This is a genomic window from Candidatus Saccharimonadales bacterium (assembly GCA_035758565.1).
GTDB lineage: Bacteria > Patescibacteriota > Saccharimonadia > Saccharimonadales > UBA10212 > DASTXL01.
This window is the reverse complement of the sequence record DASTXL010000001.1, coordinates 282,237-301,852: the sequence shown is the minus strand read 5'-3', so window position 1 is coordinate 301,852 and position 19,616 is coordinate 282,237. Positions and strand designations below refer to the sequence as shown.

Below are 19,616 nucleotides of genomic sequence, written 5' to 3'. Positions count from 1 at the left end.
ATATTTGCTCTAATTTAGAGGTGGATGTGAGCAGTAGCTATGGTCGCGGCCCGGCGGATACTGCCCGACTCGTAACTGCTCGTTCATAATGATTAGTTTGCTTTTCAGCGTGTCGATGCCGCGTTGGGTTTTGCGAACGGTACCAAGTTGGTTTGTCTCTATAAAATCCAGGGCCAGTAGCCTGGGTAGTTCGCCATGGATCAATTGCCAAACTAATGCGTAAACAGTCAGCTGATCCGAGTTGGTTGCGCGCTGCTTAGCCTTTTGCTCTGTGGTTACGCTGGTGCTGGTTTTGAAGTCGCGAATTTCCACGCCATCGGCTCGTTCGTAAATCGCGTCCATTCGCCCGGTAATTTTTATTGGCAAATCCGACAGTGTTACGGCAAAATCGGCTTCGTCGCGGCTAGGTAACTCTTCTTTGGTGAAGCGCTCGTAAATCATTTGCAAGGATTTTAGCGCCTGAGCATGATGTCGCTGCCGATGGCCAGCGCTAGTGTAGCCTGTTTGCGACAAGGCTTGCTCGACCCTTTTTGTCAGCTCGGCTAATGTGGGCATCTGCCCAGCTCGGCGGCCATCGAAAATGGCACGAATGACGTCGTGGATGGCTGTGCCGTACGCTGCCAGCGGGCTCTGCTGCTCGGGCATTGCTAGTACATGCTTGTAGTAAAAGTCCTGCGGACAATTCAGCCAACATTCAATTTGGCTGGCACTCAAGCTCAGCGTGCCGCCCTTTAAAATATAAGCCGGCAACGATGCTACAGTCTGCCCGGGTTGCTTGGGCGCAAATAATTCGAGGTTGGTTTGGTCGGATTGATCGGTAGTTTCCGCAGTATTGATGTCACCAAACATCTCGGTAATAAAACGCGACGCTGTGCGATGTGCGCCGCTACCGTGACGACTACTATAGCTCAAGTTCAACTCACGCCGGGCTCGCGTCACAGCCACGTACATCAGCCGGCGCTCTTCGGCCATGTGATCGTCTGCGTTAGTGACATTTTGCAGTTCTAACGGAATAGTCAACGAACCGCGGCTACTACCGGCAAGCGGGAAAGATCGTTCTACAAGATCAACAATAAACACTGTGTCCCACTCCAGACCTTTGGCCGAGTGCACCGTCATTACGTTTACGGCGGAATCGCTAATTTGCAGCGATACGTCTTCGAAGTCACTACCGCCGGCTTCAAGTGTTGGCAGGCTTAAAATATAGCTTTGCACACTGGGCAACCCACTGGCCCGCTCAAAGTCGCGTAAAGTTTTGAAGTATTCGCTTAATGCCTGCATCTGGACATAGGCCTCGCTATCTTTCTGCGCCTCGGCGTATAGCCGGTTTTTCCAACCACTGTCAGTAATGATGCTGTAAGCCAGCGAGCCGACGCTTTCGTTTTGACTCATAGTCCGCCATTCGGAAAGCCGCTGTAGTGCTTGCTTGCAGACTTGGCTGTCCGAGCTGGTAATTATCTCTGCTAGACCCCTGTGCTCGCTACGTGCTTTAGAATTGAGCTCAGCCAACTCGCTGTGCACTACATTAAAAACTGGCCCGCTTAAAGCGTGGAACAGCGCCAAGCTGTCCGTGGGGTCGGCTATGGCCTTCAGTGTTTCTATCAGTCGCAGCACTGCCGGCTGGCGGTATAAATTGTTCTTCTGCCCGGCTACAGCATGCGGTATATCATGTAGCTCCAGTACTTCATGCACGCGGTCTACACTGGCTCGCCCACGTGCCAGTACGGCGATTTGTGCCGGGTCTTCACCGCCTTTGACACGCTGCGCAATTTCTTCTGCCACCCACGTCAGCTCAGATTCAAACGTAAAAAAATGCTGCAACTTCGGCGCCGGCCCGTCAGTTTGGGCGTGCAGTCGTTTGTCTAATTTATTAATTACTTCCAGACGCTCCGGGTTGTTGTTTTGGATTAGTCGGTAAGCCGCGTCCAAGATTGGCTGCGTGCTACGATAGTTTTCTATAAGTGTAATTTCACGCGCCTTTGGATATCTTTTTTTGAAATCCAAAATGTTAGCTAGCGTTGCCCCGCGCCAACCGTAAATGCTTTGATCGTCGTCGCCAACTACCATTAGGTTCTGATGCTGTCCTGTTAGTAAATCTACTAGCACAGATTGCATCGGGTTGGTGTCTTGGAATTCATCAACGAGTACGTATTGATACTGTTCTTGCAATTGAAGCAGGATATTTGGCCTGGCGTTCAGTAGCTCTACAGTCAGATACACTTGATCGTCGTAGTCGATTACCTGATGTTGCCGGCACAGTTTCGAGTATTTGTCATAAAAACGTGCCAGCTCTATATGCTTGGTTTTTTCTAGCTTCTCAGCTGCATCGCGGGCCGACAACTTTTTAGCATAATCCAGATAAACTTCGGTCTTAACCAGCTGCTGCTTGAGCCGCGAGACATAATCTCGTAAATTAGCCAGCTGTCCATCCGGATTGCTCACTGGCGCAAAATAGTCCAGCTCCAATTCGTCTAAATGCTCACGCAAAAAAACTAGTTGCCCAGTCTCGCCCAGTAAACTTAAGCTGCCTAATCCCCATTCGCTACCATAACGACTTAGTATCTCGCCGCCAAAACCATTGAAGGTAGCTATGTGCACATCTAGTGCCAACTTTAGGCTGCTAGCGGCCACACGGTCCAGCATTTCGCCAGCAGCCTTTTCGGTAAACGTTAAAGCAATAATAGCGCTCGGCTCTACGCCTTTTTCGATGAGTTTTAGGATACGCTCGGTTATAACCCGCGTTTTGCCCGTACCGGCACCGGCTACGACTAATGCTGGCCCGCCAACAATGTCTACGGCTTCGGCCTGCGCTTTATTTAATTCCTCGCTCATAGCACTAATTATCGCACTTTGCGTGATTCTATGCTTGCCAGGAATAGACTCGAACCAGGCGCATCTACCGCCAAAATTTTTGACTCGCCTTACCTTAACTTACCCAGCAATAATAGTAAAATTTGTTTACGAGATTACAGAGCCTGGTGAGCTATCACGACATAAAAATCGATCTGAAAAGATCCCACAGTAGAGTACGCACGTTATGTGCTAACAAAGGGCAGCTACACCGAAAAGGCCGAGTTTGCAAAGGGTATAAAAGACGATTTGATCATCAAAGACGTATTACTAAAATGTGCTACGAATCATCGTGCATAAGATTCACTGCCCATGCATTATGCGGTCGGCACGTATGTACAGCACGACATACAGCCACGATGAGGTCAGGAATCCACAGGCCATAACAAATGACCATATATCCTGTTTCGTGAGTACGGTCAGCACTCCGCCGGAGAACGTCACGGCTATTGCTGCTGCAGACCACCAAGACAGTTTACTTTGTTCTTTTAGGGCAATATAGATGCCGCCTTCTACCAATCCGATAGCGTTTAGAACATGTACTATTAGCACACTATTATAGATAACATGCTCTACTCCCGTTGCTTGCCACCCTATGAGGTTAAGTATCATGCCAAGCACAAATTGCAAAGCCAGCATCCACAGCTGCCCGAAGACGCGGCGGCAAAATTTTCTGGGCGTAAATGCAGCAAGCTTCATTTGTACCATTCTATAATAAAAGGCTTATCGTATGATATGATTTTCATATGATTATGGACGCACTGTAAAAGCAAAAGTTTATAGGATTGTAGACATGGGTGAAATCTTGCAACACTTAGTACTGGTGCGGCATGGCGAAAGCGAAGGTGATGTTCGCCGATCGGCTTGGAGGCGTGGCAATATGGTTCCGGCTACGAAGAAGCCCGAGCAAGAAGAAATAACTGCCCGGGGGGCCGAACAAAGCCATCAAGCAGGCTTATGGATCCAAAAACATATCGTTCAAGCATGTGGGCTGGGAGCTTTTGACGGCTGCTATGTATCGTCTGCGCTCCGGAGTGAGCAATCTGCCGTTGCTCTAGATCTGTCCATAGCAATGTGGCAAGGAGACAATTGTCTAGATGAACGTAACCGTGGCAAAATTCGTGGCTGGCTTTCAATGCAACACGAGCAGGCGTACCCTGACAGCTTCAGGCAAATGAAGGTTGATCCTCTGCACTGGGTGCCACCGGGCGGGGAGTCATTGGTTCCGGATGTTGTCAGTCGGGTCAAACAATTTATAGACAATATCGAGGGTGCAGAAGCCGTTTTAGCGGTTACTCACCGTGATTGGATGTGGGCAGCGCAACTGGTTTTGGAGAATTTATCCGAAGATGATTTGTTAGCAGTAAATACTGATGAGATTCATAACGCCCAAGTTGTCGAGTACACCTCTATCAATCCCGCAACCGGCGAGCAGGCTCCAGTTCTGTTGTGGAAGCGGTCTGTCGATCCGACAGCCACGAGTGACTCGGGTGCATGGCAAATTTTACCGCGCGTCGCCGAGCTTAATTCTCTTGCGGCATAACCTTATATTGAGGCTTCCCAGTCGAACAACACGTTATCTTCACGGTAGCCACCACGTCCCTCACCTATGTGTTTGAAGTCTTCCACGAACTCAATAGTCTTGATGTACTTGACCATCTTATAGCCGAGCTTACGCTCACAACGCAGTCGTAGCGGCGCACCATGCTCCAGACTCAGAGGTTCCCAGTTCATCTCGTAGGCTAAAATAGTCAGTGGATCTTTCATGTCAGTCACACGGAGCGCTTCGTAAAACGGCTTGCCGTTGACATCGACATCGTAGGCGTGGAAGACTACGTATTTAGCTCTTTTGTCCGGTTTGCATCGTGCGATGATTTCTCTCATTTGCACGCCGCCCCATTCGCCTATAGCACTCCAGCCTTGTATGCAGATGTGTTTGGTGATTTGCTCTTTTCTCGGCATTGCTTTTAGTTCGTCCAGGCTCAGAGATAATTCGTGCTCTACCATACCGCCGACTTTGAGCCGCCAGTCTTTATAGCCACTATCGCGGAGTTTGTAGAACTCCTCAGTCTCGGGCGGATAGCCGTTTACGCGGAAAAATGGTGAAATGTCTTGCCTTTTATACGTCTTGTGTGGCACGAGCCTGCCGAAGACACCATGCACGACTGGTTGGAAAATACTTACTAGGACCTTACGTACACCAACCCGATGGCGCAGCGTGAAATAGGTGGCGAAAATGTTGAAGATCAGAATAAGCAATATTGCAGCGATAAAGATGGTCAGTGCGGAGCTTAAGCTGGCGTTTGTGTTGCCGAAGGTTATGAGGCGGACATTCCGCGAGAAGTAGACCAGCGACACCATTAATATGTGGATGACGACGAAAATGCTGAACAACAGCATGCCAATGAAGTGCAGGCTGCGCGCTACTTGGCGTCTGCCGCCGAAGAGCAGCATGTAACGCGGAAAACGGTTCATAAATGCCGGGCTCATTGCTAGGGCGGTCACGATCATTAATGTTGGTAGCAAGAATGCGACGCCCGCATACGTAAGTTGCTGCAACGGATCATATGGTTGGAAAGCACTAATCGGCGGCTTATGAAGCGTAATATAACCGATGAAGTCATGATATGCTGCCGGAACGATGCTCCAGTGTGTCGGGATGAGACGTCGCCAGGCGCCGATGATAAACATGTATCCCCAATAAACGGCTCCGGTAATGAGCCAGATCGTAGCTGTGGCGAAATGCCAATTCCTCGCCGAGCCGAATTCGTGGTGGCCACCGCCCGGTAGCGTCAAGACGTGACTGGAGACCTCCGCTTCGTCATGGGCCGTCCAGAGCTTGTCGGTCGGCATATTCTTCTTGCCGAACTTAAGCCAGTAGTTATCCCGTCTGGTGTGGTCGGTCCAGTACAGCATTGGATGGTCGGCCAGGATGTGTAAACCACTTCGGATAAGCAGTAAGATACAAAACGCGTTTATACCGTGGGTAATAACGATTACCAGTGGCATACTGTCACCGTCCATAATTTATATATCTCTCCGACGTGTTCATTGCGGTAATGATTACAGCTACATAGTAACACATGCTATACTATTCATATGAACTATACATCATTTGACCATTTTTTCATGACATTAGGGAATAAGCAGCGCGTTCGGATCCTACAGCTGCTTGTTAAAAAGGGCCCTCTGAGTGTGACTGCTATTGCTGAGACGTTGAAGATTGAACAATCGGCGGCATCTCATAGCCTCAAGCAGCTGTTACTCTGTCACTTCGTTACCGTCAAACAAGATGGTAAAGAGCGTATTTACGCAATAAACGAGGATACGGTTAAGCCACTGTTTGAGCAGATAGAAAGGCACGTTGAAAAATACTGTGTTAAAGGATGCGAACACTGGGAGTAAAAGGAGGATCACCATGATAGCAAGCGTAAAACTAGTAAAGAAAGAAGAGATAGCAAACGGCACAATGGCCTTCTACTTCGAAAAACCGGAAGGCTTTGAGTTTAGGGCTGGGCAGTTCGCCGATTATACACTAATCAATCCGCCGGAGACTGACGAAGAAGGTAATACGCGCGGCTTCTCTATCATTACCGCGCCATTTGAAGAAAATATAGGTGCTGCCACGCGACTACGCGACACGGCTTTCAAGCGGGTTCTTAAGGATTTACCTATCGGTACGGAAGTAAAGCTCGATGCGCCGTATGGCGACTTCACGCTACATAAGACCGAGACAACACCGGCTGTGTTCCTTATCGGCGGTATCGGAGTGACGCCGGTACGCAGCATGGTGACCCAGGCCATGCACGATAAAACTGCTCACAAGATTACACTTATCCATTCCAGCCGTACACCAGCCGACATGCCGTTTATGGCAGATTTTGAACGGCTTACTACAAAAAATCCCAACTTTACCTATATTCCAGTCGCTTCCGATAACGCGCCCGAGGATTGGCAGGGTGAACGTGGCCGCGTGGATGAAGCGACAATCAAGAAGCATGTATTGGATTTGAACGCGCCGATTTACTATTTGTCCGGCCCTGAAGGCATGGTCAAAGCCATGCGACAGCTTTTAGTCAGCTTAAACGTAAATGAAGACAATGTAAGGACTGAAGAATTTACGGGATACTAGGATTATGAAGGTCAATATCAAGCGAGTGTATGAAGAGCCATCTGCCAAGGACGGCAAGCGAATACTTATCGACCGGTTATGGCCGCGCGGACTAACAAAGGAAAAGGCTAAGGTTGATTTGTGGCTGAAAGATATTGCGCCTAGCACAGGCTTACGTGAATGGTTCGGCCATGACCCAGGAAAGTGGCCAGAATTCCAGAAGCGTTACGAGCAAGAACTTAAAAGCAACGAAGCGGTCGTCTCCCAACTCCGCGATGAACTTAAAACCAGCCCGGTCACACTTGTCTTCTCCGCCAAAGACGAACTGCATAATGATGCAGAGGTACTCAAAAGCTTTCTCGAAAAGTAGCACGCTATGTACGAAACTGTGTGTACCATACCGGTCGCATTACCCTTCCGACTGGACCTTACTATATGGGCGCTTCGGCGGCGGGAGAAAAATACCATCGATTATTGGGATGGCCAGAAATACAGTCGGATACTGATATTGAGCGATATCCCCGTAAAGCTTACCGTATTACAGTGGCCTTTTGTACCCGATAGAAAGCCACCGCAAGTTTTCGTCAGGCTGCAAAGTCGTGAGCGACTGACGCCGGAGCAACAATTGGACGCACAGGTTATTGCGCAAAAAGTGCTGGGCATGGCCGTTGACGTGCAGCCTTTTTGGGTGCTGGCAGCGAAAAATCCCGTTCTGAAACCGCTCGCCGAACAGTTTAGTGGCGTACGGCCACCGCGTTTTCCAACGATATTCGAAGCCTTAGTAAACGCTATTGCTTGCCAACAAGTGTCGCTTGACGCGGGCATTGCACTACTGAACCGCTTTACTGAAACATTTGGTTTAGCATTTCCAGGTACAGCCAGCACTATGCATGCCTTCCCAAGACCGGAAGATGTGTTCGATGTGCCTGAAAGTGACCTCAAGCAGCTTGGCTTTAGCTATCAGAAAGCACGTGCCGTTAAAGAGGTTGCGTATGCAGTTGCCGATGAGGAGCTGCGGCTTGAGCAGTTCGAGCTTGCCACCAACGAAGAGGCGTTAGGTAGCTTGCGATCTATTCGCGGCATCGGACGTTGGTCGGCCGAATATGTGCTGCTCCGTGGTCTCGGCCGTTTGGACATATTTCCCGGTGATGACGTCGGCGGGCAATACAATATCCAGAAGTTATTGGGGTTAGATACTAGGCCAGACTACGAGCAGCTTGAGAATCTCACAGCCGCTTGGCGTCCGTATGCGGGGTTCGTCTATTTCCACCTGCTGCTCAGCAAATTACATGATAAAGGGTTGGTATGAGCGTGGCTATAACAAACCTTCGAACGAAGTCCGGTAAGCAGCTTCACCCAATAGGCATCGGTACGTGGGGCTACGGCGGATATCCCTTATTCTCACCAGGAACACAAGCGGAGGTGGAAGCCATGCGATATGCAATCTCTCTCTCGAACAGAACCATATAGATACGGCCGAAATGTACGCAAACGGCGGAGCTGAGCGTACCGTTGGCCAGGCGATACAATCGGCAAACCGTGCAGACCTTTTTATAGCTTCCAAATTATGGAAGAACCACGTGGCACATGGGATGGTTCGTCCGGCAGTTGAAGGCATGCTCAGACGGCTCGCTACGGATTACCTTGATCTGCTTTATATTCACGCACCCTGGTTTGATGCATCATGGCAAGAAGCAATCCCTCAGATTGGTGAATTGATTGATAAGGGGGTAGTACGGTATTTTGGATTGAGTAACTTCAACGCCGTATGCTTGCAGGAAGTAATGAAGTTAACCAAGTATCCGATTGTGGCGAATCAGATGCATTACAGCTGTGCGCATCAGCAGGAGGTTACCCTTCAACTGCGTGAGTTGTGTGCAAAAAATCATATTGCCATTGTCGCCTACATGCCACTTGAAAAAGGCGATATCCTTAATAATCAGCTGATTGTGCAGATGTCCGAAAAATATAGCGCAATGCCTGCGCAGATAGCGCTTGCCTGGTTAAGGAGTCAGAATGCATTACCGATCCCTAAGTCCATACAAAAATCCCATATCGACAGTAATGCAGTGGCGGAACAACTCCAACTATTGCCTGAAGATGCTTTACGTATTAGCGGCTTAATCTGACGCATTGTATCTTATGAATTAAAGTAGGCTGGCGGTCAAGGAACCCGGTCTGTTTTTGAAGTGTCCAGCCCTCATGGTGTTAGTCGGTCAGTTATGGAACGCTTTTAAGAAGTTAATCGCACCTTATGCCAGGCTTTAGCGGTTCGAATGCAGCCCAATCAATTATTAATTAATTGAATAAGCCTGCTAATAAATACGACAGGGGTAAATAAATAGAGACCGGTCATGGAACACGGTCTCGTATTTTGGGTGCATGATCTGGTTGTGGAGAATTTAGCCCAACCCCGGCAAGACACAATGCCCGAAATACAGCAATTCTATTTAACGCCCTGAACATTCTTATGTTCGAGCCGTTGTATAAATCTGCCTCCTCTTCATCTGTACGCCTTGGTCCGGGTAGCACCACTTTTCTCCACTGTGCCCTAAAATCTTTAATATTCTGAAGTAATTGTTGAGGGGGGATGCCGTATGTGACGCCTGGTTGATCGGCCGCAAGCGTGATGGCAGGAAATTCCTCTAATCCTCTCGACATTAATGCCTGGGCATATTCTTCTGCCTTGGCGTTTATGTAGGCGACAATTTCCGATGGTGTTTGTAGAGTGCTGTAGTTTTTGGCGTCAATAGCTATTGAGTACATGTCGTGTGTCAAGCAATCAAATGCTGGTAGCTCAACTCCCTCGTGTAGCTTCGCGGTAATCTGGTCCCGTCGCTTCATTAGGCTGTCCTGCCACCTGGCCTCGACTTGCTCGTAGGCTGGCATGTCTTGAGGCTGCGGGGCGGCCCGGGTTGGTAGAGCGCCCCTTTTCATAAGTTCATCTATGTAGCTGACCAGCGTCATCTCTTCCAGCCAATGGCTTTCGTGGACTTTGACTCTTCCTAGATTCGCCAGCACTAAGCGCTTAGCTTCCACTAATGCTGGTGCGTGACCCAATGAAGCGGCGTTGATAAAGTAATCTACTGTTTCCCAATCAACGTCGTCTTTGGCTTGGGAGCCAAGATCTCGTTTTGCTTCTTGGTAAACTAATTCTAATGCAAAATCATCCTGGGCAAAATCTGCGATTCGCAAGAGGTTATTAACTCGTGAGCGCCTATAGTCAGGATCCAGTCTATAGGCTAAGGTGCGGGCTTGTTGAATGAATACTGGATCGGTATTTTTGCCAAACTTAGCCAACGCTTCAACTTTTTCCGGACCGTCAGGAATGGTTTGAAGTACGCGCCAACCTTCATCCGGCATCACAGTTGACAAAGACTCTACTAGATCAATCTTTAGAGTATCGGCCACGTCACGGATTTTAAAATAGAAAGCATGAGCGGCCTCAACTGATGATATGTAGCCTTCAGCCGTCCACAACATCTGCTTAGCTGGTGTATCAAAAAAGGTTTCATAATAAGACTGCGCAAATTCAGCTGCAGTTTTTGCGGGTGTGTCGGTAACCTGTTCAATAAGCTCATCGCTGCGATCAACGCTTTGTTGACGAGCGCCGTATATTATTGATAGTTCTTGGCCAACTTGCCTGCTACTAACCTCGGTATTTCTTCGACCAAACATTTTTAATTTATATCATCTTTTTGCTGATAGGAAAAGTAACGGATACACTATTCTTTGCATGAAACTTTCGGATTTTGATTTTGAATTGCCATCTGAGCTTATCGCGCAGACGCCTGCCCGGCCGCGTAACCACGCTCGCTTACTGATTTATGACCGCCAGACCAAACAGATAATCGACGATTATTTTTATAACTTAGAAAAATATCTGCCAATTGAGACGACTCTGGTTTTGAACAATTCTAAGGTAGAAAAAGCCCGACTGCGTTTTGGCAATGCAGAAATCTTTGTGCTGGAAACCGTTAATCCAGATACGGTTCGGGCGTTGGTTAAGCCCGGCCGCAAATTTAAGTTGGGCAAGATTGCCGAGCTGGCGAATGGCCTGAGTGCCGAAACTATTAATATTGATGAAGCCGGGATTCGGACACTAAAGCTTAGCAAAAACATTGACGATCCGGCCTTTGATGATTTTCGACTAACTCCCCTGCCACCATATATTAAACAAGACGAATCACTGGCCGATGAATATCAAACGGTTTACGCCGATCCGCTGGGCAGCAAAGCGGCGCCAACAGCCGGGCTGCATTTTACAAACGAGCAGCTTGATGGAATCAAGAAAACACACGATGTGGCCGAGCTGACTCTGCACGTAGGCCTAGGCACCTTTGCGCCGGTCAAATCAGAAGACATTGACGAACATGTCATGCACCACGAATGGTACGAAGTGACCACCGAGACCGCGGGCATACTTAACAAAGCTACGCATATTACGGCGGTTGGCACCACTAGCGCCCGGACACTGGAAAGCTTAGACAGACCCTTCAAAGCTTGTTCCGGCGTGACTAATATATTTATCAAACCGGGCTACGAATTCAAGAACGTGGACGCTATCATCACCAACTTTCACCTTCCTAAATCCACACTTCTAATGATGATCTCTGCCCTGCTTGGTTCAATCGACGAGCTACATCGAATTTATAAGCACGCTATAGACAGCCAATATCGCTTTTACAGCTTCGGCGATGCCATGCTGATTTTATAGCCAGCCTCGATTTGTGGTAAGCTTAAGAGGAATGGAACAATTTGAACAAGCGTTAAAACAAAAAGGTTTTTCTGGTGATTTTGATAATTCCGAGGAGACTCGCGAACTATTCAGCCACGACGCCTCTTTATTTGAATTAGTCCCGCAGCTGGTTGTGGCGCCAAAAAACGGCTCGGACATTGAAAAGCTTGTCGCCACAGTCAGCGAGCTGAAGGATAAAATGCCCGATCTCAGCTTGACTGCCCGTAGTGCCGGCACGGATATGAGTGGCGGTGCCATAAGCGAATCGGTGATTGTTGATTTCCGCAAATATTTTACCAAGATCGAAAAAGTCAGCGCCTCATCGGCCCAAGTCCAGCCTGGCGTACTTTATAAAGATTTTGAACCGGAAACGCTAAAGCACAAGGCCCTAATGCCGACTTATCCGGCCAGCCGTGACCTAGCCAGCGTTGGAGGTATGGTTAATAACAACTCTGGTGGTGAGAAATCTTTAGAATACGGTAAGACGCAGAATTTTGTTACGGAGCTCAAGGTTGTTTTTGCTGATGGAGTCGAACGAACAGTCAAACCATTGAGCAAAGCCGAGCTTGATAAAAAAATGAAACAAAAAGATTTTGAGGGCCAGCTTTATCGTCAACTCTTCATTCTTTTAGATGGTAATTATGACGCTATCCAGGCTGCTCGTCCGCACGTGTCCAAGAATTCAGCAGGTTATTACTTGTGGGATGTATGGAACCGCGAGACCGGTGTTTTTGATCTGACCCAACTTATCTGCGGCGCCCAAGGCACGCTCGGGCTGGTCACAGATATACACTTCAAGCTGGTCCCTAGCTGCCCGCATTCCGGCCTGTTGGTTTTATTTATGAAGGATATAGACGATCTGGGCGAAGTCATACCGAAGGTGCTCGAGCACAAGCCGGCTACCTTTGAATCATTCGATGATGCCACGATGTGGCTAGGCATGCGTTTTATGCCAAGTTTTCATAAAATGCTCGGCTGGGGTGGAGTGGTCAAGCTACTACTCAGTCTGGCGCCTACAGGACTGCATATGCATGCTTGGCGTGGTATTCCTAAGCTTATTTTGATGGTTGAGTTCAACGGCGAAACAGAGGATGAAGTCCGCGAAAAGGTCAAAGCCTTGCACGCCGACCTTAGAAAATACAGAGCTCGCTACGAAATCAACGGTTTCGAAGAAGATCCGACTGAAGGCAAAGCCGAAAAGTTCTGGCTAATGCGCCGCTATAGCTTCCAGCTGCTCAGATCCAAAGTTAAGGACAAGCACACTGCGCCGTTCATTGATGATTTTATCGTTCGACCAGAATACCTGACTGAATTTTTACCGCGTCTGCGTAAAATCATTAAAAAGTATAAATTGTTCGCAACAATTGCCGGTCATATGGGTGACGGTAACTTTCATGTTATTCCACTGATGAAGATCGAGATCCCAAGCGAGCGTAAAAAACTAGAGCCAGCTATGCGCGAAGTCAATAATCTTGTCTTGCACTACCATGGTTCCATCACGGCCGAGCACAACGATGGCTTGATTCGCGGCCCTTGGCTGGAGGCTATGTATGGCAAGAAAATTGTTGACCTATTTCGCCAAACCAAAAAGATTTGCGATCCGGATAATATCTTTAATCCGCACAAAAAAGCCGACGCTAGCTGGGACTATTCTATGTCCCACATCCGCCAGCGTTTTTAGCCGCTTATTTTGGCACCGTGCTTTGTTGTCGGCTCCAGTACTCCTCACTGTATTTAAATACGGCCCGTCCGTCCTTCGCCGACGCTTAGCTCAAGCACTCAAAATAAGCACCTAAAAGTCGCCGGCGCGCCGCGAAAATTTTAATTCCTGGTGACCTTGACTTCCACTATCGGCTGGCTGGCGTTAGTTCGAACGCTCTGATTATTATTACAGCTTATTTTGACGGTGCCGGCCTGGAAGATACGTATATCCAGCCTACTTTGTTGCTTTGTGCCAGTAAGGTAAAAATTAGAGCGACTATATGGAATGCTTGGATTATTTTGTTTAGAGATCGTATTTATTAAGCTGAGGTCGGCAGCTATTCCGTAACCCTTTTTTTGAGCCGTAGCGACTAGGTAGCTTTCTGGATTAGCTGTTGTCTTATAAAAAACGTCATAAATATCCTGATTGCCAGTCTGGCTTTGATCGCACACCAACGAGCCGTTTATCTGATTTAAATTACCGTAAAGAGCCACGAACTCGTCTTTGGCTTTGTTGGCCAGCGAGTGCGATAGCGAAACAAAAATAATAACTAAGATTAAAACTGCGACCAAACAAGCTCTAAATTTTCTGGAGTTTATCCAAGATGGCCATTTCATTGCCTACGGTAACTTAATCCAAGGTAGCCTGACTGCCCACTTGTTCGGAAAGGATCCAACCAGGAACACTATCATCACTAGGATGTAAATAATATGTTCGTCAACTCCGGGGGCATCGGCTGGCCACAAAAGCGAACTCCACATTAGAACCAGTAAACAAATACCGGCGGCAGCGGCCGAGCGGATCCATGTGCCGAACACCATGCCCACACCCACAAACAGTAAGCCTAGCATAAATAGCCAATCAACCCAGGCCTGCCCTGCTAAGTGGTGATAAAAGCCAGCCAGTGGTCCAGTAGTGGCGTGACCCAAAAATCCAGCCGTTGGCGAACCGCCGTGAATCCAGGCTTGTTTGCAGCCCACGCTCAAATCCTTGCAGGTTGAGAACTTAAGACCAAATAACTTGTCGACAAATGCCCACAAAAATACATAGCCTAGCCCAATTCGCAGCAGCGCTAATGTGTATAAATGGCTATTATTAGATTTGGTTGCCATTTTCCTCTCCTTATATTTTTTGCCTAGCCAGCTTGTGTCGAGCCAAAACTACGGCCAAGCTACTTATGCCAAGATAAGTTAAACCCGTTAAGCAAGCTTGAGTTAGTGGCAGATGGGTGTGCAAAACCAGATAAGTGCCGCTGACTACGGTCAAAGCTATTAGCTCGTAACTTGCGCGCAACTTAGTGGTCGATGGTGAGATAAGGGCTAAACCGGTACTAACCAGGCTAGCCAGTGCCACGATGATGTGAATCCCCAAAAGCATTACCTTTATTATAACCTATGGCAGCAACGGGCCAATGGCCAGCATTATGCAAAGCACCAAGATAGTTATCATAGAAAACCGGAACATCCGGCGGGCCCACACATCGTCGTCTTTGGGCTTGGTTTTTAAACCTCGGTAGCCAAGACCCAACCAATAACTGCCCAATGCGGCCATGATCACAAAGTAGACCCAGCCGGCATAGCCGAAAATTGTCAACAAAAGAGTACAAACTACATAAGCTAGCGTGTAAATAAATATTTGCGTCTTGGTATTTTGAACGCCCTTAACTACTGATATAACTGGCACCCGGGCAGCGGCATATTCTGTTCGGCGGTAGATGGATATTGAATAGAATTCCGGCATTTGCCAAAAGAATAAAATCAAAAAAGCTAGAATGGCGCCAATATCAATATGGTTAGTTACGGCACAGTAGCCGGCCAGTATTGGTGCTGCTCCGGATACGCTGCCAACCAGCGTGCCATGGTGAGTGCGGCGTTTTGCCCAAGCTCCATAGAGCCAAACATAATCAACAAAGCCAACTAAAGCGATAATAGTCGTTAGCCAGTTAGTCCAGGCGGCCAAAACCACCAAACTAATAACAGCTAAGACGATGGCAAAAACTAAATTGCCGGCCGGGCTGACCTTGCCGGTGACGCTGGCCCTTTTCTTCGTTCGCTCCATGCGACTATCTATATCGCGGTCTAAGTAATTATTGAGCGCGCAGGCCGCACTGATAATTAGCGCCAAGCCGAAGGTACTAGCAATAAAAAGCCCAAAACTAAAACGTTTGGTATAGCTAGCGGCAAGCAAAAAGCCGGCAATAGCAGTCAGTGCGTTGCCGTACATCACGCCTGGCTTAGTTAAGCTATAGTAGCTCTTAATCTTTTCCATAATTTATGGCTCGCTTAGATACCGCCGTCTTGGTTCTTAAGGTACGTATTAACTTGGCTAGGTGTCATGCGGTAATTTAAGTTGTCCATTATCCAAATTGAGCCAACGACTATTATAAGCACTACTAATATAGCGAAGACTAAGGCCATTGATTTCCAACGTGGCTTGCCTTCGCGGCCCAGATGCAAGAAAAAGAAAAGTTGAATAAATAGCTGAATCACGCCAAGTCCCAACAGAATTGCCGGCATTACGCTATCAGGCGGTGAAGTATGGTGCGTATTAAGGTGGTGTTTGGTGACTAGATAGGCGGCCATAGTCAGAATCACCGATAGCAAAAATCCAATGTAATAACTCAAGTAGGTTCCCGGTTCCTTTTGCTCTTTCATCTAACTGGTTACCCCCAAAAGATAAACAATGCTAAATATGAATATCCAAATGACGTCTAAGAAGTGCCAAAATAAACTCAGCATGGTCAATCGTTTGTACGACACCTTATCAAATCCGCGCTTATAAATGCGAACGGCCATAGTTGCCATCCAAATAAGGCCGGTTGTGATGTGTAAACCGTGCGTGCCTACCAGCGTGAAGAAGGCTGACAAAAAGCCGCTTCGGCGCCAACTGTTACCCTCGTGGACTAATTTAGTAAATTCATGGAGTTCTAGGCCCAAAAAAGACAGACCCAAGACAAAGGTTACAGCTAGCCACAGCAAGACTTGATCCTTGGATTTTTGACGGGCTGCCAAAATAGCCAGACCCATCGTGAAGCTGCTGGTCAGCAGAATTAACGTTTCGGTTAAGACGAATGGCAGGCTAAAAATCTCGGCGCCGCTCGGACCATCGTAGGTGCTATTTCTAAGGACGGCATAGGTGGCGAACAGCGATGCGAATAATATGCAGTCGGTCATTATATAGACCCAGAAACCGAAGGTTGTTTTGTCTTCTTGGGATCGGATTATGTCGCTCATAACCTGGCCTCCGCGCGGGCGGCTTCCATCTTGGCAATCTTGGCCGCCGATAATGTGTATTCGGTTTTGTCGTCGGTTGAGCGAACTATAACAAAGACAAGAAGAGCGACAAAGCTAACAATACATAACCACCAAATATGCCAAATAACTCCAAACCCAAACGCAAAGGCCAAGGCGGCCAGTACTAGACCAAATGGCGTGTTCTTGGGCAGCGTGATTGGCTCGTATTCGGGTTTTTTAACTTCGCCTTTTTGGTGCTTTATCTGCCACCAGGCGTCGCGATCAGTGACCTCTGGTACAACAGCAAAGTTATAAACCGGCACTGGTGAAGTTGTAGACCATTCCAGTGTGCGGCCATCCCACGGGTCGCCGGTTAGATCGCGGTTGTAGTCGCGCTTCCAAATACTATAAACAAGTTGCAGTAGCTGGAAGAACACTCCTAGGCAAATTACTACCACACCGACAGCGGCAACTATGAATAACGCTTGCCAACCCGAGCTGGCGCTGTAGTGGTCTAGCCGGCGAGTGGCGCCCATCAAGCCCAAAATATAAAGTGGGAAGAAAGCCAGTACAAAGCCGATAATCCAGCAGTAGGCGGCGTATTTGCCCAGGCGGTCGTTGAGTTTGAACCCAAAAACCTTAGGAAACCAGTAGGTCAAGCCGGCAAAGTAACCGAACAAAACACCCGATATTATCATAGTGTGGAAATGGGCTACCAAGAACAGGCTGTTATGCACTTGGTAGTCGATAGCCGGAACGGCCAACATAACACCCGTTACGCCACCGGTGGTAAACAAAAAGACGAATCCTAAGAACCAAATCATTGGGCTAACAAATTTAATTCGGCCGCGATACATAGTAAATAGCCAGTTGAATATTTTCACACCAGTCGGCACGGCAATTAGCATGGTCGTGATGCCAAAGAAGGCGTTCACATCTGCACCGGCGCCCATGGTAAAGAAGTGGTGCAGCCAGACAGTAAACGACAAAAGAGCAATAGAGGCCAGCGCCAGTACCATTGACTTATAGCCAAACAGTTTCTTGCGCGAAAACGTGGCCACAATTTCTGAATAAACTCCAAAGGCCGGAATTACCAAAATATAGACCTCCGGGTGTCCCCAGGCCCAAATTAGATTAACGTACATCATCGGATTGCCTCCCTGCCCAGCCGTAAAGAAGTGCATGCCAAGCGTTCGGTCCAGAGCCAGTAGCGTTAGCGTAACGGTTAAGATTGGAAAAGCAAACATGATCATTACCGAGGCGGTCAAGACGCTCCAAACGAACAGCGGCATTCTCATCAAAGTCATACCGGGCGCACGCATTTTTATAATCGTCGTAAAAAAGTTCATGCCGCTCATAAGCGAGCCAATACCAGCAATTTGCAAACTCCAAATCCAATAGTCTACGCCTACACCCGGACTGAATTTGAGTTCGGAAAGCGGCGGATAGGCCAACCAGCCAGCAGCCGAAAATTCACCGACTATGAGTGATAAATTAACTAACGCCATACCGGCTGCAAACAGCCAAAAACTAACTGCGTTAAGTACTGGAAAGGCCACGTCTCGGCTGCCAATTTGCAAAGGCGCTATCAGGTTAAATAAGCCGAACAAAAAGCCCATGCCAACGAAGAAAATCATAATGGTGCCGTGAGCGCTGAAAACTTGTTGGAAAGTGTTGCTGGTTAATACTCCGTGGTGGGCGCCCACCGAAGTTGCCTGCTGGGCGCGCATCATCAAGGCGTCAGAAAGGCCGCGCAACAACATCACGCCGGCTACGCTCAGATACATTATGCCGATTTTCTTATGATCAGTTGTTGTTAGCCATTCTTTATATAGCCATGTCCATTTTTTATAGTAAGTCAGTAAAGCTGCGATAAGGACGAGGGCGCCCACCATAGACAGTGCGCCGCCAATGGTTATGATTTCGTGCGGAAAAGCACTGGTGTTTAATCTGCCAAGTAAGGCGCTAGCAAAAGTTATCATTGGCCTTCTCCGTGCATCCCAGGCATTTGCGCCATCGGCCCCATATACCTGTCTACAATCTGATCGTAAAGCCCCGACTTAACAGAAGAATAATAGGCTATCTGATTGTGCAGGCTAGGTTTGGCTAGCTTGCTATAAGTATTTTCGCTAAGGCTCGCGGTTGACTTTTTGACTGAACTCAACCAGGTTTTAAAGTCTTGTTTAGAACTGGCCGTTGCCGTAAAGTCCATGTCCGAAAAGCCTTGGCCGCTTATGTTGGCGCTTGAGCCAGAGTAGGCTCCGGCCTTGCTAGCCATCAGATTCAGATCAGTGCTCATGCCCGGCATAGCATAAATCTGGCCGCCTAAGTTTGGAATCCAAAAAGAATTCATTACACTATCTGATGTAATTTCGAAATTAACCGGCGTATTCACGGGGAATCGTACGTAATTAACCGTTGCTATATTTTGATCTGGGTAAATAAACAGCCATTTCCAATCTAGTGATACTACTTGGATCCTCATGGTTTTGTTGTTGGAAGCGAGAGCTTTATAGGGGTCTAAATTATAAGATGAGTTCCATGTGATAATGGCTAACACAAAGATAATCGCAAAAGGAATTCCCCACCAGGTAACCTCCATCCAGCGGCCACCTTCCCAGTTGGGCGAATAGTGTTTCTTTTTGGTATTGCCTTCGCGGTATTTAAGAGCAATCAAAATGGTTAACGCAAACACCGGGATTACCACTATTGCGCATAGCAGCAAAGCGACCAGCATAAGATTGCGTTCCTGGTGAGCAATAGTGCCGCGGGGTTCCAAGATGGCGACATTATGGCGTCGAAAGAACGCGACCACAATGATAGTAGCTACCAAAATAACTGCAAAGAGCAGCGTTAAGCCCACCTCTTTTTTATATTTTGCCCTCATCTTCGCTCTCATTATAACCCAAAATAAACATAAAGCTCATGCTTGCATTAAGTAAGTTAGAGCTTAGGTAGGCTTAAGCGTCGTTTAAGCATAGG

The 19,616-nt window shown here is 47.9% G+C and carries 20 protein-coding genes; 8 read left to right on the top strand and 12 right to left on the bottom strand.

The features are described 5' to 3' along the window. Positions 1 to 9: 9 nt before the first annotated feature. Positions 10 to 2,832, bottom strand: a complete 2,823-nt coding sequence (locus VFT49_01755; GenBank protein HEU5004791.1) for an ATP-dependent DNA helicase — start codon at positions 2,830 to 2,832, stop codon at positions 10 to 12. Positions 2,833 to 3,153: 321 nt separating this feature from the next. Beyond that, entirely contained in the window at positions 3,154 to 3,549 is a 396-nt protein-coding gene (locus VFT49_01750) for a hypothetical protein (GenBank protein ID HEU5004790.1), read from the bottom strand. Between the two features lie 94 nt (positions 3,550 to 3,643). Between VFT49_01750 and VFT49_01745 the strand changes: the two genes are divergently transcribed. Further along, complete coding sequence (locus VFT49_01745; protein ID HEU5004789.1) at positions 3,644 to 4,393, top strand: phosphoglycerate mutase family protein; 750 nt, start codon at positions 3,644 to 3,646, stop codon at positions 4,391 to 4,393. A gap of 2 nt (positions 4,394 to 4,395) precedes the next feature. On the opposite strand, the gene VFT49_01740 is transcribed toward VFT49_01745, so the two are convergent. Continuing rightward, positions 4,396 to 5,874: a molybdopterin-dependent oxidoreductase gene (locus VFT49_01740; protein ID HEU5004788.1), complete on the bottom strand. Its 1,479-nt coding sequence runs from the start codon at positions 5,872 to 5,874 to the stop codon at positions 4,396 to 4,398. 75 nt (positions 5,875 to 5,949) lie between these two features. On the opposite strand from VFT49_01740, the gene VFT49_01735 reads away from it, so the two are divergent. From VFT49_01735 to VFT49_01715, 5 genes are all read left to right on the top strand, one after another. Continuing rightward, complete coding sequence (locus VFT49_01735; GenBank protein ID HEU5004787.1) at positions 5,950 to 6,255, top strand: metalloregulator ArsR/SmtB family transcription factor; 306 nt, start codon at positions 5,950 to 5,952, stop codon at positions 6,253 to 6,255. Between the two features lie 13 nt (positions 6,256 to 6,268). Continuing rightward, positions 6,269 to 6,982: an FAD-dependent oxidoreductase gene (locus tag VFT49_01730; GenBank protein HEU5004786.1), complete on the top strand. Its 714-nt coding sequence runs from the start codon at positions 6,269 to 6,271 to the stop codon at positions 6,980 to 6,982. 4 nt (positions 6,983 to 6,986) lie between these two features. Beyond that, positions 6,987 to 7,331, top strand: coding sequence for a DUF488 domain-containing protein (locus VFT49_01725; protein ID HEU5004785.1), 345 nt, complete (start codon positions 6,987 to 6,989; stop codon positions 7,329 to 7,331). Positions 7,332 to 7,337: 6 nt separating this feature from the next. After that, positions 7,338 to 8,270 (top strand): hypothetical protein, encoded by a 933-nt coding sequence (locus tag VFT49_01720; GenBank protein ID HEU5004784.1) that lies wholly within the window; start codon positions 7,338 to 7,340, stop codon positions 8,268 to 8,270. 64 nt (positions 8,271 to 8,334) lie between these two features. Continuing rightward, complete coding sequence (locus VFT49_01715; protein HEU5004783.1) at positions 8,335 to 9,090, top strand: aldo/keto reductase; 756 nt, start codon at positions 8,335 to 8,337, stop codon at positions 9,088 to 9,090. Positions 9,091 to 9,313: 223 nt separating this feature from the next. Here the strand turns inward: VFT49_01715 and VFT49_01710 are convergent, their stop codons facing one another. Then, positions 9,314 to 10,639 carry a hypothetical protein gene (locus VFT49_01710; protein HEU5004782.1) on the bottom strand — a complete coding sequence of 442 codons (1,326 nt, stop codon included), beginning with the start codon at positions 10,637 to 10,639 and terminating at the stop codon, positions 9,314 to 9,316. Positions 10,640 to 10,697: 58 nt separating this feature from the next. Between VFT49_01710 and queA the strand changes: the two genes are divergently transcribed. Further along, positions 10,698 to 11,678: a tRNA preQ1(34) S-adenosylmethionine ribosyltransferase-isomerase QueA gene (gene queA / locus VFT49_01705; GenBank protein ID HEU5004781.1), complete on the top strand. Its 981-nt coding sequence runs from the start codon at positions 10,698 to 10,700 to the stop codon at positions 11,676 to 11,678. Positions 11,679 to 11,709: 31 nt separating this feature from the next. Then, positions 11,710 to 13,380 (top strand): FAD-binding oxidoreductase, encoded by a 1,671-nt coding sequence (locus VFT49_01700; protein HEU5004780.1) that lies wholly within the window; start codon positions 11,710 to 11,712, stop codon positions 13,378 to 13,380. Between the two features lie 140 nt (positions 13,381 to 13,520). Here VFT49_01700 and VFT49_01695 read toward each other — a convergent pair whose 3' ends face one another. Genes VFT49_01695 through cyoA form a run of 8 tightly spaced genes read right to left on the bottom strand, consistent with a single transcriptional unit; the run spans position 13,521 to position 19,521 of the window. Further along, positions 13,521 to 14,018 (bottom strand): hypothetical protein, encoded by a 498-nt coding sequence (locus tag VFT49_01695; GenBank protein ID HEU5004779.1) that lies wholly within the window; start codon positions 14,016 to 14,018, stop codon positions 13,521 to 13,523. A gap of 3 nt (positions 14,019 to 14,021) precedes the next feature. Further along, on the bottom strand, positions 14,022 to 14,513 hold the full coding sequence (locus VFT49_01690) for a hypothetical protein (protein ID HEU5004778.1): 492 nt from the start codon (positions 14,511 to 14,513) through the stop codon (positions 14,022 to 14,024). 10 nt (positions 14,514 to 14,523) lie between these two features. Then, positions 14,524 to 14,778 (bottom strand): hypothetical protein, encoded by a 255-nt coding sequence (locus VFT49_01685; GenBank protein ID HEU5004777.1) that lies wholly within the window; start codon positions 14,776 to 14,778, stop codon positions 14,524 to 14,526. A gap of 15 nt (positions 14,779 to 14,793) precedes the next feature. Continuing rightward, a complete protein-coding gene (gene cyoE, locus VFT49_01680; protein HEU5004776.1) occupies positions 14,794 to 15,669 on the bottom strand; it encodes a heme o synthase in 876 nt (291 codons plus the stop codon). 14 nt (positions 15,670 to 15,683) lie between these two features. Further along, a complete protein-coding gene (gene cyoD / locus VFT49_01675) occupies positions 15,684 to 16,055 on the bottom strand; it encodes a cytochrome o ubiquinol oxidase subunit IV (GenBank protein HEU5004775.1) in 372 nt (123 codons plus the stop codon). Then, positions 16,056 to 16,634: a cytochrome o ubiquinol oxidase subunit III gene (gene cyoC, locus VFT49_01670; protein ID HEU5004774.1), complete on the bottom strand. Its 579-nt coding sequence runs from the start codon at positions 16,632 to 16,634 to the stop codon at positions 16,056 to 16,058. Then, complete coding sequence (locus VFT49_01665) at positions 16,631 to 18,616, bottom strand: cbb3-type cytochrome c oxidase subunit I (protein ID HEU5004773.1); 1,986 nt, start codon at positions 18,614 to 18,616, stop codon at positions 16,631 to 16,633. The genes cyoC and VFT49_01665 overlap by 4 nt, the downstream gene beginning before the upstream one ends. After that, entirely contained in the window at positions 18,613 to 19,521 is a 909-nt protein-coding gene (gene cyoA / locus VFT49_01660) for a ubiquinol oxidase subunit II (GenBank protein HEU5004772.1), read from the bottom strand. The genes VFT49_01665 and cyoA overlap by 4 nt, the downstream gene beginning before the upstream one ends. Positions 19,522 to 19,616 lie beyond the last annotated feature (95 nt).

Excerpts from the sequence above, each read along its gene's own strand:
- VFT49_01755 (HEU5004791.1), bottom strand. The coding sequence starts at position 2,832 with ATGAGCGAGGAATTAAATAAAGCGCAGGCCGAAGCCGTAGACATTGTT.
- VFT49_01750 (HEU5004790.1), bottom strand. The coding sequence starts at position 3,549 with ATGAAGCTTGCTGCATTTACGCCCAGAAAATTTTGCCGCCGCGTCTTC.
- VFT49_01745 (HEU5004789.1), top strand. The coding sequence starts at position 3,644 with ATGGGTGAAATCTTGCAACACTTAGTACTGGTGCGGCATGGCGAAAGC.
- VFT49_01740 (HEU5004788.1), bottom strand. The coding sequence starts at position 5,874 with ATGGACGGTGACAGTATGCCACTGGTAATCGTTATTACCCACGGTATA.
- VFT49_01735 (HEU5004787.1), top strand. The coding sequence starts at position 5,950 with ATGAACTATACATCATTTGACCATTTTTTCATGACATTAGGGAATAAG.
- VFT49_01730 (HEU5004786.1), top strand. The coding sequence starts at position 6,269 with ATGATAGCAAGCGTAAAACTAGTAAAGAAAGAAGAGATAGCAAACGGC.
- VFT49_01725 (HEU5004785.1), top strand. The coding sequence starts at position 6,987 with ATGAAGGTCAATATCAAGCGAGTGTATGAAGAGCCATCTGCCAAGGAC.
- VFT49_01720 (HEU5004784.1), top strand. The coding sequence starts at position 7,338 with ATGTACGAAACTGTGTGTACCATACCGGTCGCATTACCCTTCCGACTG.
- VFT49_01710 (HEU5004782.1), bottom strand. The coding sequence starts at position 10,639 with ATGTTTGGTCGAAGAAATACCGAGGTTAGTAGCAGGCAAGTTGGCCAA.
- queA (HEU5004781.1), top strand. The coding sequence starts at position 10,698 with ATGAAACTTTCGGATTTTGATTTTGAATTGCCATCTGAGCTTATCGCG.
- VFT49_01700 (HEU5004780.1), top strand. The coding sequence starts at position 11,710 with ATGGAACAATTTGAACAAGCGTTAAAACAAAAAGGTTTTTCTGGTGAT.
- VFT49_01695 (HEU5004779.1), bottom strand. The coding sequence starts at position 14,018 with ATGAAATGGCCATCTTGGATAAACTCCAGAAAATTTAGAGCTTGTTTG.
- VFT49_01690 (HEU5004778.1), bottom strand. The coding sequence starts at position 14,513 with ATGGCAACCAAATCTAATAATAGCCATTTATACACATTAGCGCTGCTG.
- VFT49_01685 (HEU5004777.1), bottom strand. The coding sequence starts at position 14,778 with ATGCTTTTGGGGATTCACATCATCGTGGCACTGGCTAGCCTGGTTAGT.
- cyoE (HEU5004776.1), bottom strand. The coding sequence starts at position 15,669 with ATGGAAAAGATTAAGAGCTACTATAGCTTAACTAAGCCAGGCGTGATG.
- cyoD (HEU5004775.1), bottom strand. The coding sequence starts at position 16,055 with ATGAAAGAGCAAAAGGAACCGGGAACCTACTTGAGTTATTACATTGGA.
- cyoC (HEU5004774.1), bottom strand. The coding sequence starts at position 16,634 with ATGAGCGACATAATCCGATCCCAAGAAGACAAAACAACCTTCGGTTTC.
- VFT49_01665 (HEU5004773.1), bottom strand. The coding sequence starts at position 18,616 with ATGATAACTTTTGCTAGCGCCTTACTTGGCAGATTAAACACCAGTGCT.
- cyoA (HEU5004772.1), bottom strand. The coding sequence starts at position 19,521 with ATGAGGGCAAAATATAAAAAAGAGGTGGGCTTAACGCTGCTCTTTGCA.